Source organism: Methyloversatilis sp., assembly GCF_965284615.1.
Classification (GTDB): domain Bacteria; phylum Pseudomonadota; class Gammaproteobacteria; order Burkholderiales; family Rhodocyclaceae; genus Methyloversatilis.
The window spans coordinates 954,005-967,699 of the sequence record NZ_OZ260098.1; the positions used below are offsets into that span (position 1 = coordinate 954,005).

Annotated in this window: 12 protein-coding genes and 1 pseudogene; 5 read left to right on the plus strand and 8 right to left on the minus strand. The window is 64.6% G+C overall.

The window, feature by feature from the left end:
- Positions 1–111: 111 nt before the first annotated feature.
- From ACQ66H_RS04665 to ACQ66H_RS04680, 4 genes are read right to left on the minus strand one after another with little or no spacing between them, the layout of a single operon-like run.
- Complete coding sequence (locus tag ACQ66H_RS04665; RefSeq protein ID WP_430433014.1) at positions 112–3,054, minus strand: valine--tRNA ligase; 2,943 nt, start codon at positions 3,052–3,054, stop codon at positions 112–114.
- Between the two features lie 29 nt (positions 3,055–3,083).
- A complete protein-coding gene (locus tag ACQ66H_RS04670) occupies positions 3,084–3,698 on the minus strand; it encodes a hypothetical protein (protein ID WP_430433015.1) in 615 nt (204 codons plus the stop codon).
- The gene (locus ACQ66H_RS04675; RefSeq protein ID WP_019919423.1) at positions 3,695–4,114 is read right to left on the minus strand and encodes a DNA polymerase III subunit chi; all 420 of its coding nucleotides are present in this window, start codon (positions 4,112–4,114) and stop codon (positions 3,695–3,697) included. The genes ACQ66H_RS04670 and ACQ66H_RS04675 overlap by 4 nt, the downstream gene beginning before the upstream one ends.
- Before the next feature lie 7 nt (positions 4,115–4,121).
- The gene (locus ACQ66H_RS04680; RefSeq protein ID WP_430433016.1) at positions 4,122–5,615 is read right to left on the minus strand and encodes a leucyl aminopeptidase; all 1,494 of its coding nucleotides are present in this window, start codon (positions 5,613–5,615) and stop codon (positions 4,122–4,124) included.
- Between the two features lie 126 nt (positions 5,616–5,741).
- Between ACQ66H_RS04680 and lptF the strand changes: the two genes are divergently transcribed.
- Together lptF and lptG are read left to right on the plus strand one after the other, a co-directional pair.
- Positions 5,742–6,824: an LPS export ABC transporter permease LptF gene (lptF, locus tag ACQ66H_RS04685; RefSeq protein ID WP_020163605.1), complete on the plus strand. Its 1,083-nt coding sequence runs from the start codon at positions 5,742–5,744 to the stop codon at positions 6,822–6,824.
- Between the two features lie 3 nt (positions 6,825–6,827).
- Positions 6,828–7,901 (plus strand): LPS export ABC transporter permease LptG, encoded by a 1,074-nt coding sequence (gene lptG, locus ACQ66H_RS04690; protein ID WP_430433017.1) that lies wholly within the window; start codon positions 6,828–6,830, stop codon positions 7,899–7,901.
- 9 nt (positions 7,902–7,910) lie between these two features.
- On the opposite strand, the gene ACQ66H_RS04695 is transcribed toward lptG, so the two are convergent.
- From ACQ66H_RS04695 to ACQ66H_RS04710, 4 genes and pseudogenes are all read right to left on the minus strand, one after another.
- Positions 7,911–8,342 (minus strand): RDD family protein, encoded by a 432-nt coding sequence (locus ACQ66H_RS04695; RefSeq protein WP_430433018.1) that lies wholly within the window; start codon positions 8,340–8,342, stop codon positions 7,911–7,913.
- A gap of 53 nt (positions 8,343–8,395) precedes the next feature.
- The gene (locus tag ACQ66H_RS04700) at positions 8,396–8,848 is read right to left on the minus strand and encodes a DUF3106 domain-containing protein (protein ID WP_430433019.1); all 453 of its coding nucleotides are present in this window, start codon (positions 8,846–8,848) and stop codon (positions 8,396–8,398) included.
- Positions 8,848–9,273 carry a DUF3619 family protein gene (locus tag ACQ66H_RS04705; RefSeq protein ID WP_430433020.1) on the minus strand — a complete coding sequence of 142 codons (426 nt, stop codon included), beginning with the start codon at positions 9,271–9,273 and terminating at the stop codon, positions 8,848–8,850. The genes ACQ66H_RS04700 and ACQ66H_RS04705 overlap by 1 nt, the downstream gene beginning before the upstream one ends.
- A pseudogene (locus ACQ66H_RS04710) lies at positions 9,270–9,836 on the minus strand (RNA polymerase sigma factor). The gene ACQ66H_RS04705 and the pseudogene ACQ66H_RS04710 overlap by 4 nt, the downstream one beginning before the upstream one ends.
- A 138-nt stretch (positions 9,837–9,974) precedes the next feature.
- On the opposite strand from ACQ66H_RS04710, the gene ACQ66H_RS04715 reads away from it, so the two are divergent.
- The 3 genes from ACQ66H_RS04715 (at position 9,975) to ilvC (ending at position 13,413) form a co-directional block, all read left to right on the plus strand.
- Positions 9,975–11,684 (plus strand): acetolactate synthase 3 catalytic subunit, encoded by a 1,710-nt coding sequence (locus tag ACQ66H_RS04715; protein WP_430433021.1) that lies wholly within the window; start codon positions 9,975–9,977, stop codon positions 11,682–11,684.
- A 154-nt stretch (positions 11,685–11,838) separates the two neighbouring features.
- The gene (gene ilvN, locus ACQ66H_RS04720; protein WP_430433022.1) at positions 11,839–12,330 is read left to right on the plus strand and encodes an acetolactate synthase small subunit; all 492 of its coding nucleotides are present in this window, start codon (positions 11,839–11,841) and stop codon (positions 12,328–12,330) included.
- A 66-nt stretch (positions 12,331–12,396) separates the two neighbouring features.
- Positions 12,397–13,413, plus strand: coding sequence for a ketol-acid reductoisomerase (ilvC, locus tag ACQ66H_RS04725; RefSeq protein ID WP_430433023.1), 1,017 nt, complete (start codon positions 12,397–12,399; stop codon positions 13,411–13,413).
- Positions 13,414–13,695: the final 282 nt, after the last annotated feature.

Genomic DNA, 13,695 nt, shown 5'->3' on the forward strand with positions numbered 1-13,695 from the left:
CTATTGAAGCTTCACAACTAGGGGGCAGGGGCTAGGGGCTAGAAAAGTCTCCGGGCGGCTTCGCCGCCCGCAATCCGCTAGCCCCAAATCCCTAGCCCCCAGCCCCTCGCGTCACCCCAACCGCCCCAGCTGCTCTTCCAGCTTGCTCAGCAGATCGCCGAAGTCAGCCAGACGCTTGCGCTCCTGATCGACCACGGCGGCCGGGGCGCGGCCGACGAAGCTTTCGTTGCCGAGCTTGGCTTCGCATTTCGCGATCTCGCCTTTGACGCGGGCGATCTCCTTGCCGACGCGTTCTCGTTCGGCCGCGACGTCGATTTCGATCTTCAGCATCAGACGGAAATCGCCCACCACCTGCACCGGCGCCGGCGAATCGGGCAGCGCGTCGCCTACCGCCTGCACTTCGCTGAGTTTGGCGAGCGCAGCAAGGTAGGGCGCATAGCCACGGATCGCCTCGGTTTTGCCGGCGGCCAGCAGCGGCACCTTGGTCGCCGGCGACACGCCCATTTCGCCACGCAGGCTCCGGCAGGCGTCGATCATGGTTTTCAGTTCGGCCACCCAGGCGTCGGCCGTCGCGTCGATGCGCGTCAGATTGGCCTGCGGGTAGCGCACCAGCTGGATCGATTCACCGTCCTTGCGGTCGGCCAGCGGGGCCACCGTCTGCCACAGCTCTTCGGTGATGAAGGGAATGAGCGGGTGAGCCAGACGCAGCACGGTTTCGAGCACGCGCAGCAGGGTGCGACGGGTGGCGCGCTGCTGGGCCGGCGTGCCGTTCTGGATCTGCACCTTGGCCAGTTCAAGATACCAGTCGCAGTACTCGTCCCAGACGAAACGGTAGATGGCCTGCGCCACCAGGTCGAAGCGGTAGTCGCCGAACTGCTTCTCGACTTCGGCTTCGACCCGCTGCAGTTCGCTGACGATCCATAGGTCGGGCGCCTGGAAATGCAGCGGGCCGTCGGGGCCGCAGTCCTCGTTGCACGGCGCCATGCCGCAGTCCTGGCCTTCGCAGTTCATCAGCACGAAGCGGGTGGCGTTCCACAGCTTGTTGCAGAAGTTGCGGTAGCCTTCGCAGCGCTGCATGTCGAACTTGATGTCGCGGCCAGGGCTGGCGAGCGAGGCGAACGTGAATCGCAGTGCGTCGGTGCCGAAGGCAGGAATGCCGTCCGGGAATTCCTTGCGCGTGCGCTTCTCGATCTGCTCCGCCTGCTTCGGATTCATCAGGCCGGTGGTGCGCTTCTTCACCAGATCGTCCAGCGCGATGCCGTCGATCAGGTCTATCGGGTCCAGCACATTGCCCTTGGACTTCGACATCTTCTGGCCCTCCGCGTCGCGGATGAGACCGTGCACATAGACGTCGCGGAACGGAATGCGACCGGTGATGTGCGTGGTCATCATGACCATGCGCGCCACCCAGAAGAAGATGATGTCGAAACCGGTCACCAGCACCGACGACGGCAGGTAGAGGTCGAGCGCCGGATTGCTCTTCTCCGGGTTGCCCGGCTCCCAGTCCGGCGTCCAGTCCAGCGTCGAGAAGGGCCACAGCGCCGACGAGTACCAGGTGTCGAGCACGTCCTCGTCGCGCTTGAGCAGCGGCAGGTTTTCCTTGATCGCGTAATTGCGGCCGACTTCGGGCAGCGTGTCGCCGGACATTTCGCGCGCCATCGCGGTGGCGATGGCGAGGCGCTTCAGGTCCGGCTTCGATTGCGCGAGGTGTTCAAAATACTTCTGGTAGGCCTCGGCTTCGGAATGCGCGACGAACACGTTGCCCTGATCGTCATACCAGGCCGGAATCTGGTGGCCCCACCACAGCTGGCGCGAGATGCACCAGTCCTGGATGTTGTTCAGCCACTGGTTGTAGGTGTTCACCCAGTTTTCCGGGTGGAAGCGGATCTCGCCGTTCGCCACCACGTCGAGCGCCTTCTGCGTGATGCTCTTGCCGTCCTTGCCCGGCTTGCTCATCGCGACGAACCACTGGTCGGTCAGCATGGGCTCGATCACGGCATTGGTGCGGTCGCCGCGCGGCACTTTCAGCGTGTGCTTGTCGGTCTTCTCCAGCAGGCCGGCTGCTTCGAGGTCGGCGACGATGGCCTTGCGCGCAGCAAAGCGGTCGAGGCCGCGATATTTCTCCGGCGCGTTATCGTTGATCTTCGCATCCAGCGTCAGGATGGAAATCATCGGCAGTCCATGCCGCTGGCCGACCGCGTAGTCGTTGAAATCGTGCGCCGGAGTCACCTTGACCACGCCGGTGCCGAATTCGCGATCGACGTAGCTGTCAGCGATGACCGGAATCTCCCGGTCGGTCAGCGGCAGCTTCACCGTCTTGCCGATCAGCGCGCTGTAGCGCTCGTCCTCCGGATGCACCATCACGGCGACGTCGCCCAGCATGGTTTCCGGGCGGGTCGTGGCGACGGTCAGATGACCGGAACCATCAGCCAGCGGATAGTGGATGTGCCACAGTGAACCGGCTTCCTCTTCCTGCACCACTTCGAGGTCGGACACCGCGGTGCCCAGCACCGGATCCCAGTTGACCAGACGCTTGCCGCGGTAAATCAGACCTTCCTGATGCAGACGGACGAAGGTTTCGGTGACGATCTTCGACAGGCCTTCGTCCATCGTGAAGCGCTCGCGCGTCCAGTCGGGCGAGGTGCCGAGACGGCGCATCTGGCGGGTGATGGTGGAGCCGGAGTACTCCTTCCATTCCCACACCTTCTTCACGAATTCCTCGCGGCCGAGGTCGTGGCGCGACACGCCCTTCGCGTCGAGCTGGCGCTCGACCACGATCTGGGTGGCGATGCCGGCGTGGTCGGTGCCCGGCTGCCACAGCGTGTTGTCGCCGCGCATGCGGTGGTAGCGCGTCAGCGCATCCATCAGGGTCTGGTTGAAACCGTGGCCCATGTGCAGCGTGCCGGTGACGTTCGGCGGCGGCAGCAGAATGCAGAAGTTGGGCTTGTTCGGGGTGTCGGTGTCCAGGCCGGCAGCGAAATAGCCGCGCGATTCCCACTCGGGGTACCAGCGGCGTTCGATGTCGGCCGGTTCGAAGCTCTTGGCCAGCGTCATGACGGGTCTGCTTGGATGCAAACCCGCGATTATAGGGGCTGGTCGGGCTGGTCCGATGGTTCGACCGTGGCGTTGAGCACGGCCTGACTGCGGTTTTCGATGTCGGCGGCGATGGATTCACGCAGATCGAGTATTGCCTGTTCGCGGATGCGGGCTGTTGCACTCTCCAGTGCGGCGCCCAGCGCCGCCTCGAACGCCACCTGCATCTCGATGCCGACCAGCGCCGGCAGCGTGGTCGTGCACCAGTCGTCGATACGGCTCTGGATCAGCGCGGGCAGGTCGGAAAACTGCTGCGACAGTGCGTCGGAGGTCCTCTGCTGCAGACGTTCCCGGACTTCGGTGCCGACCGAGCGCGCAACCTCTCCGGTTACGCGTTCCGTCACGTCGGCGGTGACGCGTTCGGTCACCTCCGCGGTGACCCGCTCGGTGACTTCGGCCGTTACGCGCTCCGTGACCTCCGCGGTCACCGCCGCGGTGATTTCGGCGCTGCGGTCCTCGGGTTCCGGCACCAGGGTGTCGAGATCCACTTCCTCGGTCAGCAGCGGGATGCCGTCGTCCACCACGGCCGGGGCGACCCGGCCGGCGACGAAGGTGCGGCTGCGCCGCATCAGCGAATCGGCTCGGCCGATCAGGTCGTCGCTCATGCTTCAGCCTTTCTTGTCTGCATGTCGAATCCGCCCTGCCGGTAGCGTACGTAGCGCGTGCGCGCCGCGTCGCGGTCGGCGGGGTCCTGACTGACGATCTCGACGATGTGCGCGCGTTGCTCGAAACCGGCAGGCACATCGTGCGCCATGTTGAGCAGGATCGCATCGACCGGGGCCGACGCCGGATCGCGACCGATGCGCACCGGCGTCGCGTCGCTCAGCGGGTGGCCGTCGCGCACATGCGGAATGAAGGCCAGCGGCTCGAACACCCAGAGCATCTGATCGAGCCGCGTGGCCAGCGCATCGTTGTCGCAATGTATCCACACGCGACGCCCCGCGGCATGCCACTGCGCCACCAGCGCGCAGGCGTGGCGCAGCTTGTCGGGCGCGTCGTGGTGGAATTCGGCGACCGCCATGCGTGCCTCAGAGCTTGCCGGCGCGTTCGAGCAGGAAGTGGGTCAGCAGCGGTACCGGACGACCGGTGCCGCCCTTTTCCTTGCCGCTCTTCCAGGCGGTACCGGCGATATCCAGATGCGCCCACTTGAACTTCTTCGCGAAGCGGGCAAGGAAGCAGGCGGCGGTGATCGACCCGGCGGGCCGGCCACCGATATTGCCCATGTCGGCGAAGTTGCTCTTCAGCTGCTCCTGGTAATCCTCCCAGATCGGCAGGCGCCAGGCGCGGTCCCACGCGGTCTGGCCGGCGGCCAGCAGTTCGTCGGCCAGCGCGTCGTCGTTGGCCATCAGGCCGCTGGTGACATGGCCCAGCGCGATGATGCAGGCGCCGGTCAGCGTCGCGATATCGATCACGCAGGCGGGCTCGTAGCGCTCGGCGTAGGTCAGTGCGTCGCACAGGATGAGGCGGCCTTCGGCGTCGGTGTTCAGGATTTCTATGGTCTGGCCGGACATCGACTTGACCACGTCACCAGGCCGCGTGGCTGCGCCGCCCGGCATGTTTTCGGTGGTCGGGATGAGGCCGATCACGTTCAGTGGCAGCTTCATCGCGGCCAGCGACTGGAAGGTGCCGAGCACGCTCGCTGCGCCGCACATGTCGTACTTCATTTCGTCCATGCCTTCGCCCGGCTTCAGCGAAATGCCGCCGGTGTCGAAGGTGATGCCCTTGCCGACCAGCACGATGGGCGCCTCGTTCTTCTTGCCGGCGCGGTACTCCATCGCGATGAACTTGGGCGGCTGGCGCGAGCCGGCAGCGACCGACAGGAAGGAACCCATGCCCAGCTTCTGCATGTCGGCGCGGTCGAGCACGGTGACGGCGATGTCCGATTTCTTGCCCAGTTCGAGCGCCTGTTCGGCGAGGTAGGTCGGCGTGCATACGTTGGGCGGCAGGTTGCCGAGCGTCTTGGCCAGCGCCATGCCGTGGCCGATTGCCTCGCCTTGGGCCAGTGCCTCGGCGGCGGCTGATGCCGCGGTTTTCTTGGGCAGCGTGAAGCCGAGTGCGGCCAGTGCGCGCGATTCGTCTTTCTTGTTGCGGGCGTGGGTGTCGTAGCGGTAGAGCACGTCGAGTGCAACGATCGCCGCCTGGCGCAGCGCACCGGCCGTGCCGACCTTGCGCGGGGCAACTTCGGCCAGCGTGCTCACCGCGTCGCTGGCGCCGGTATCGCGCAGCGCGCGCACGCTTGCGGCAACCGCGTCGCGATATTCCTTGAGGCCGAATTCCTTTTCCTTGCCGAGGCCGACCAGCAGCACGCGTTCGGCGGCGATGCCCGGCAGCTTGTGCAGCAGCAGCGTGCTGCCGGACTTGCCGTCCATGTCGCCGCTGCCGAGGATGTCGGCGATGCGACCCTTGCTGGCGGCGTCGAGCGCCGCGGTAGCGGCGGCCGGTTTGCGCGACTCGAACACGCCGACTACCAGGGCACCGGTGCGCAGTTTCTCGGGGCTGCCGCTCTTTATGCTAAATTCCACCCGCTTCTCCTCTATCAGTTCGCGCTGCTTCAAGTCGTCCGATTATCGGCGTGAAGCCGCGCGCGAGTCAAAAAAGAACGGCCTGACGCGCCTTTGCGCGAAGGCGTTCCGCACGGAGCCCCAGGCTTGATCTTCCAGCGCGCCGCCCTGCGCGAATTCGCCAGTACTGCTTTGACGGTGTTCGTCGCCCTGTTCGCGATCGTGCTGTCCACCCAGCTCGTGCGCCTGCTCGGACAGGCGGCGGGCGGGAAAGTGGCATCGGAAGCGGTGATGGCGCTGCTCGGCTTCGGCGCATTGCGTTATCTGGGCGTGATTCTGTCGCTGACGCTATTCATTTCTGTATTGCTGGCGATGTCCCGCAGCTGGCGGGATTCGGAAATGGTGGTGTGGTTCGCCACCGGCCTGCCTCTGTCAGCCTGGGTGCGGCCGGTGCTGCTGTTCGCGTTGCCCATGGTGATCGCGGTCGGGGTGTTGTCGCTGTATCTGGCCCCGTGGTCTCAGGTGAAAAGTGCCGAATTCCGCACCCGCATGAGCAACCGCGACGACGTGGCGCAGATGTCGCCCGGCAGCTTCCGCGAGTCGTCGCAGGCGAACCGGGTGTTCTTCGTCGAGAGCGGCGATGGCACCGATGGTGCAGTCAAGAATATCTTCGTCAGCACGACCGACAAGGGCAAGGTCGGCGTCATCGTGGCCGGTGACGGCTACACGCAGACCATGGAATCGGGCGACCGCTTCGTCGTGCTGCTGAACGGGCGCCGCTACGAGGGCGAGCCGGGCAGCCCGGAGTACCGCGTGATGGAGTTCGAGCGTTACGCGGTGCGGATCGAAACGAAGGAGGCGCAGGGCGTCGAGTCGCGCCCCTACCTGCTGACGGTCGAGGAACTGCTGGCCGACCCGACCGCGCCGAACATGGGCGAGCTGGCTTTCCGCATCGGCCTGCCGATCGCTGCACTCAACCTCGCTCTGCTCGCAATTCCGCTGTCTTTCGTCAATCCGCGCGCCGGGCGTGCCAACAATCTGCTGATGGCGCTGCTGATCTATCTTGTCTACTCGAATCTGCTGAGCATCACCCAAGCTTGGGTGTCACAGGGCAAGCTGTCCTTCGGCGGCGTGCTGTGGACGCTGCATGGCGGCATGTTCCTGCTGCTGGCCGGCATGTTCGCCTGGCGCATGTACGGCCACCTTCCGCGCACCTGGCTGGGCCGCTGACCGATGCTGATCCACGAACGTTACATCCGCCGTGAAGTCGCCCTGGCCACCCTGCTGGTGCTGGCGGCCTTCCTCGGGCTGTTCGGTTTTTTCGACCTGATCAACGAACTGGACAATCTCGGGCGCGGCAATTACGGCCTGCAGCACGCGGTGATGTATACCGTGCTGACCATGCCCGGTCGCGTGTACGAAACACTGCCGATCGCGGTGCTGATCGGCGCGCTGTACTCACTGACCACGCTGTCGCGCCATTCGGAGATCACGGTGCTGCGTGCCTCGGGGATGTCAACCGGCCGCATCCTGCGTCTGCTCGCACGCATCGGTCTGCCCTTCGTGCTGCTCACCTTCATCACCGGCGAATTTGTCGCGCCGCCGGCCGAACGGGCGGCGCAGGAGCTGAAGCTGTCCGCCCGTTCGCAACTGCTCACCGGCGAATTCCGTAGTGGATTCTGGGTCAAGGACGGCCACGATTTCGTCAACATCGGCAGCGTCACGCCGGAAGGCGTGCTGCGCAAGATCCGCATTTTCGAGTTCAACGACAGCCGCGAACTGCTGTCCGTGCTGGAGGCGGCAAGCGGCGGCTACGAGGCGCCGTCCGGATGGGTGCTCACCGACGTCATTCGCACCGACTTCTCGGAGAACGGTGCCAAAGTGAGCAAGTCGGACACGCTGGTGTGGGATTCCGATCTCAGCCCAGACGTGATGAGCGTGATGCTGGTCGTGCCCGAGAGGATGTCGGCGTGGAAGCTGTGGCACTACATCCGGCACCTGTCGGACAACAGGCAGGAAACCGGTCGCTACGAGATCGCGCTGTGGAAGAAATTCAGCTACCCGCTCGCCTGCTTCGTCATGCTGGCGCTCGCATTGCCTTTCGCCTACATGCACAACCGCAATGCGGCGGTCAGCATCAAGGTGTTCACCGGTGTGATGATCGGCGTGCTCTTCCACATGCTGAACGGCCTGTTTTCCAATCTCGGTGCGATCAACTCGTGGCCGCCCTATGCGGCGGCACTGACGCCAGGTTTCCTCTTCGTGTTCGCTGCGGCGGCCATGCTGTGGTGGGAGGACCGCCGCTGAGCGGTCCGTCTACTTGATGCGGATCACCCGGGTGCCGGCCAGTCTGTCGTGCAGGAACTGGCGGTCGCGATCGAACAGCGCCCAGAACAGCCCGACACCGCAGAACAGCAGCGACGGCCAGCTGAGCAGATAGCGCGCGAGCGCGCGTTTCAGTTCGGGCGGCCTGTCCTGCGTTGCGTTGACGACACGTATCCCCCAGGTCTGCATGGCCAGTGTCTGTCCGCCACGGCGCCAGTAGTGAACAAAGTACAGGCCAAGCAGCAGCAGGATGTGCAGCCAGGCAAACCAGCCCTGGGGCGCGAGTTCGAAGAACAGTCCGACGATCAGATAGGGCAGCATGAAGCCGGCCGCCAGCACGCCGAGCAGCAGCAGGGATTCGTAGAGCAGCGATGCGAGGCGCCGGCGCAGGCCGGCCGCCGGATAACGGGTCGTTTCTGACATGTGGAAGCGGTGCGGCGTTGCCGCATGAAGAAGTGGACGACGAAGCAGCCTGATTATTTGCGGACCGGCGCTGCGGCCGCCGCGCCCGGCGCCTTGCTGCCCGGGCGTTGGGCCGCGCCGAGCCGGCTGCGTTCCTCGGGCGACAGCCCTTCGTAGGCTTCCCATTGCCGGCGCAGCGTTTCGCGCTGGTCGGCGGGCATTGCCTGAAGGCGTTTGTAGCGCTCGCGTGCCTCGATACGCTCCTGCGGCGTCAGGCTGCCCCAGTAGCTCATGCGCGCGCGCATCCGCGACTGTTCCTCCACCGTCATCGACGGATAGCGGGCGGCGAGGTCGAGCCATTTGCGCCGGCGTTCGGCGTCGAAGCTGTCCCAGTCGGCGGCCAGCGGCGACAGGATGGCCTGTTCAGCCTGATCGAGCTGATGCCAGCCCGGCGCCCGGGTCTGTGCCGACGCGCCGGCGCAGGCGAGGGTGGCTGCAAGCAGCGCACCGGCAAACTTGCGTCGCATCAGGATCTGCCCTGGCTGTCGAGCCAGGCCCCGAAACCGCGATCGAGGTAGGCGTCGATGGGCAGGTCATCGGTCAGCAGGGCGCTGTCGATATCGAGGGATTCGTTGAAGCGCTCGTCCTGCGATTGCTGGCTGGCCAGGGCGGCGATCAGTGCGAGCATCAGGATGCCGACGGTCGGCGCCAGTCCGTCGCGCAGCCATCCGCCGCCGAGATTGCCCGGCAGACTGGCGAAACGGGGCAGCCACGCCAGTCGGCGCCGCGGCGTGGCAGCAGCCAGTGCCCGCTCGCGCGACTGGCGCAGGCGGAACACGATGTCGGGGGGCAGTTCGGTGCAGGAGGCTTCGAGCGCCGCGTGTGCGCGCTGGCCGATCGCGGCCTCGTCGGTCGCCGCGGACGGAAATGTCGTTCGAACGGTGGATTTCATAGCTTGATGCCACGCAGTTTGAGGGCGGCAGCGAGCGCGTGGGTCGCGCGCGAGCAATGCGTCTTGACGCTGCCTTCCGAACAGCCCATGACGGCGGCCGTTTCGGCAATGTCCAATTCCTCCCAGTAACGCATCAGAAAAGCTTCGCGTTAACGCGTCGGGAGGCGGGATATTTCACGCTCTATCAGAGCCATCACCTCGCTCTGTTCGAGGTTCTGCTCCGGCGTACGGCCCAGTTCGGACGGCTCGTCGATCACCATGTTGTCCAGCGGGTCGTAATCGTCGTCCTCGTCCGCGCCGGTAAAGGACGACAGCAGCGTAGTCCAGGTCGAGCGCACCTTGCGCCGCCGGAACATGTCGCGGATCACGTTCTGCAGGATGCGCTGGAACAGCATCGGAAACTCTTCCGCCGGGCGGTCGGCGTACTTTTCCGCGAGCTTCATCATCGCGTCCTGCACGGCATCGAGTGCGGATTCGTCGTCGCGCAGCGCGAAAACGGCCTGTTTGAAGGCGCGCCGTTCGACCGCGGCGAGAAAGCCGGAAAGTTCTTCGCGAGATGCCAGGATGTGTCTTTCTCAGGGTGGGTGGCGATCGCTGCGGAGCGGGCGGTCAGGCCCGTGCGATGCCGAAAATGCCTTGACCGGGAACTGTGCGACAGCTACCCTTTGCGGCTTTTCCGGAATTTTTTTACAGGTGTGGCGATGCTTTTGACCGGAGCGGAAATTGTAGTCAGGTGCCTTGCGGAAGAAAAGGTCGAGTATGTTTTCGGCTATCCGGGCGGCGCCGTGCTGTACCTGTACGACGAGCTTTTCAAGCAGGACAAGGTCCGGCACGTACTGGTCCGCCACGAGCAGGCAGCGCTGCATGCGGCCGACGCCTATTCGCGGTTGACCGAGCGCGTCGGTGTTGCGCTGGTGACCTCCGGCCCCGGTGTGACCAACGCGATCACCGGCATCGCGACCGCCTACATGGATTCGATCCCGATGGTGATCATTTCCGGTCAGGTCCCGACCGCGGCCATCGGTCAGGATGCCTTCCAGGAGTGCGACACGGTCGGCATCACCCGTCCCTGCGTCAAGCACAACTTCCTGGTCAAGGACGTCAAGGACATCGCCACGACCATCAAGAAGGCCTTCTATATCGCCAAGACCGGCCGTCCGGGCCCGGTGCTGGTCGATATCCCGAAGGACATCACGATGGCCAAGGCCGAGTTCGATTATCCGAAGTCGGTCACGATGCGTTCCTACAACCCGATCACCAAGGGGCATCAGGGCCAGATCAAGAAGGCCGTCCAGCTGCTGCTGGAAGCCAAGCGCCCGATGATCTACGCCGGTGGCGGCGTCATCCTGTCCGACTGTTCGGAAAAGCTGACCAAGCTGGTGCGCACGCTCGGTGCCCCGTGTACAAACACGCTGATGGGCCTGGGCGCCTATCCGGCGACCGACAAGCAGTTCGTCGGCATGCTGGGCATGCACGGCAATTACGAAGCCAATATGGCGATGCAGTACTGCGACGTGCTGATCGCCGTGGGCGCCCGCTTCGATGACCGCGTGATCGGCAACCCGGCCGACTTCGCCCGTGTTGCGCGCAAGATCATCCACATCGACATCGATCCGTCGTCGATTTCCAAGCGCGTGAAGGTGGACGTGCCCATCGTCGGCAATCTGCCGGACGTGCTGGACGACATCCTGCGCCTGCTCGACGCGTCGAACGACCGCCCGGACAAGGAAGCGCTCGGCGAGTGGTGGAAGCAGATCGAGGAATGGCGCCGTCGTGACTGCCTGAAGTACAAGCAGAGCGACGAAGTGATCAAGCCGCAGTTCGTGGTCGAAAAGCTGTGGGAAGTGACCAAGGGCGACGCCTTCATCACGTCCGACGTCGGCCAGCACCAGATGTGGGCGGCCCAGTACTACAAGTTCGACAAGCCGCGCCGCTGGCTCAATTCCGGCGGTCTGGGCACGATGGGCGTGGGCATTCCCTACGGCATCGGCGTGCAGCTTGCCCATCCTGGCTCGCCGGTGGCGGTGGTGACCGGTGAAGGTTCGGTGCAGATGAACATCCAGGAACTGTCAACCTGCAAGCAGTACCGCATTCCGCTGAAGATCTGCAGCCTGAACAACCGGTATCTGGGCATGGTCCGCCAGTGGCAGGAAATCATCCACGGCAACCGCTATTCCGAGTCCTACATGGATTCGCTGCCCGATTTCGCCAAGCTGGCCGAGGCCTACGGCCACGTCGGCATCCGTGTCGAGAAGCCGGGTGACGTCGAGGACGCCCTGCGCGAGGCCTTCAAGCGCAAGAACGATCTGGTGTTCATCGACTTCCAGGTCGATCCGACCGAGAACGTGTATCCGATGGTGATGGGCGGCAAGGGTCTGACCGACATGATCCTGTCGTCCGAGGACCTGTAACGCAATACCCCGACACTGTCGTGCGCGGACCCCGGCAGCCATGCGTCGCCGGGTCCGCCTGACGGACTTACCGGTCTGTCAGGCAGCGGGCACCGGCCTCCGGCAGCCCGTCTTCGCGGCGGCGGTTCCTGATTTCCAGAAAGAGGCGCTCGCAATGAGGCATGTCATTTCCGTACTGATCGAGAACGAAGCGGGCGCGCTGTCGCGCGTGTCCGGCCTGTTCTCGGCGCGTGGCTACAACATCGAATCGCTGACCGTGGCGCCGACCGAAGACGGTTCGCTGTCGCGCATGACCATCATCTCCACCGGCTCGGACGACATCATCGAGCAGATCACCAAGCAGCTGAACAAGCTGATCGAGGTGGTCAAGGTGGTCAACCTGTCGGAAGCCGCGCACATCGAGCGCGAGCTGATGCTCATCAAGGTGCGCGCCACCGGCAAGGACCGCGAAGAACTGAAGCGCGTCGCCGACATCTTCCGCGGCCGCATCATCGACGTGACCGACTCGACCTATGTGATCGAACTGACCGGCAACACCGCCAAGCTCGATTCCTTCGTCGGCGCGATCGACAGTTCGCTGATCCTGGAAACCGTGCGCACCGGCGTCGCCGGCATCGGCCGCGGCGACCGCATCCTGCGCCTCTGATCCGCACACCGCATTCCGCTCCAGCCCGCAGCACCGCATAAACCTACACAGCACAAGGGAAAACCCATGAAAGTCTTCTACGACAAGGACGCAGACCTGTCCCTGATCAAAGGCAAGAAAGTCACCATCGTCGGCTACGGTTCGCAAGGCCATGCCCACGCACAGAACCTGTCGGATTCCGGCGTCAAGGTCACGGTCGGCCTGCGCAAGGGCGGCGCGTCGTGGAAGAAGGCGGAAGGCGCTGGCCTGAAGGTGAAGGAAGTGGCCGACGCGGTGAAGGGTGCCGATCTGGTCATGATCCTGCTGCCGGACGAGAACATTCCGCAGGTGTATTACGGCGACGTCGAGCCGAACATCAAGAAGGGCGCGACCCTGGCGTTCGCCCACGGCTTCAACATCCATTACAACCAGGTCATTCCGCGCGAAGACCTGGACGTCGTCATGGTCGCCCCGAAGGGCCCGGGCCACACCGTGCGTTCCGAGTACCTGCGCGGAGGCGGTGTCCCGTCGCTGATCGCCGTGTACCAGGACAAGTCGGGCAAGGCGCGTGACCTCGCGCTGTCGTACGCGGCTGCGAACGGCGGCACCAAGGGCGGCGTGATCGAAACCTCGTTCCGCGAAGAGACCGAAACCGACCTGTTCGGCGAACAGGCCGTGCTGTGCGGTGGTCTGGTCGAGCTGATCAAGGCCGGTTACGAAACGCTGACCGAAGCCGGTTACGCGCCGGAAATGGCCTACTTCGAGTGCCTGCACGAAGTGAAGCTCATCGTCAACCTGATCTTCGAAGGCGGCATCGCCAACATGAACTACTCGATCTCGAACAACGCGGAATACGGTGAGTACGTCACTGGCCCGCGCGTGATCGCTGGCGAAGCCCGTGCCGCGATGAAGGAATGCCTGGCCAACATCCAGAATGGCAACTACGCCAAGAACTTCATCCTCGAAGGCCGGACCAACTATCCGGAGATGACCGCCCGTCGCCGCCTGACCGCCGCCCACGAGATCGAGAAGGTTGGTGCGCAACTGCGCGGCATGATGCCGTGGATCACCAAGAACAAGCTGGTCGACCAGTCGAAGAACTGATTGGCGTCCCGCCTGGCCCGGCGGTTCCGGCACATCCGTGCCCGGGCCACCGGGCCTTTTTGCATTCCAGGCCGGGCGATGCGGGGCGCGCGAGGGGCACTCGCGTCATCATCGGACGCTTCCGCGATGCGCGTCATCCTGATACGTTCGGGGCGGCTCGCAGCCTGTCGTCAGTTCGCGGCGCCGGGGCGCAGTCTGTCCATGAAGCGGGCGCCGCGAGCATCGGGGGCCGAACCGGCCTGAAACGCAAAAACCGTGCGGCGGTGATCCCGCGCATGGTTC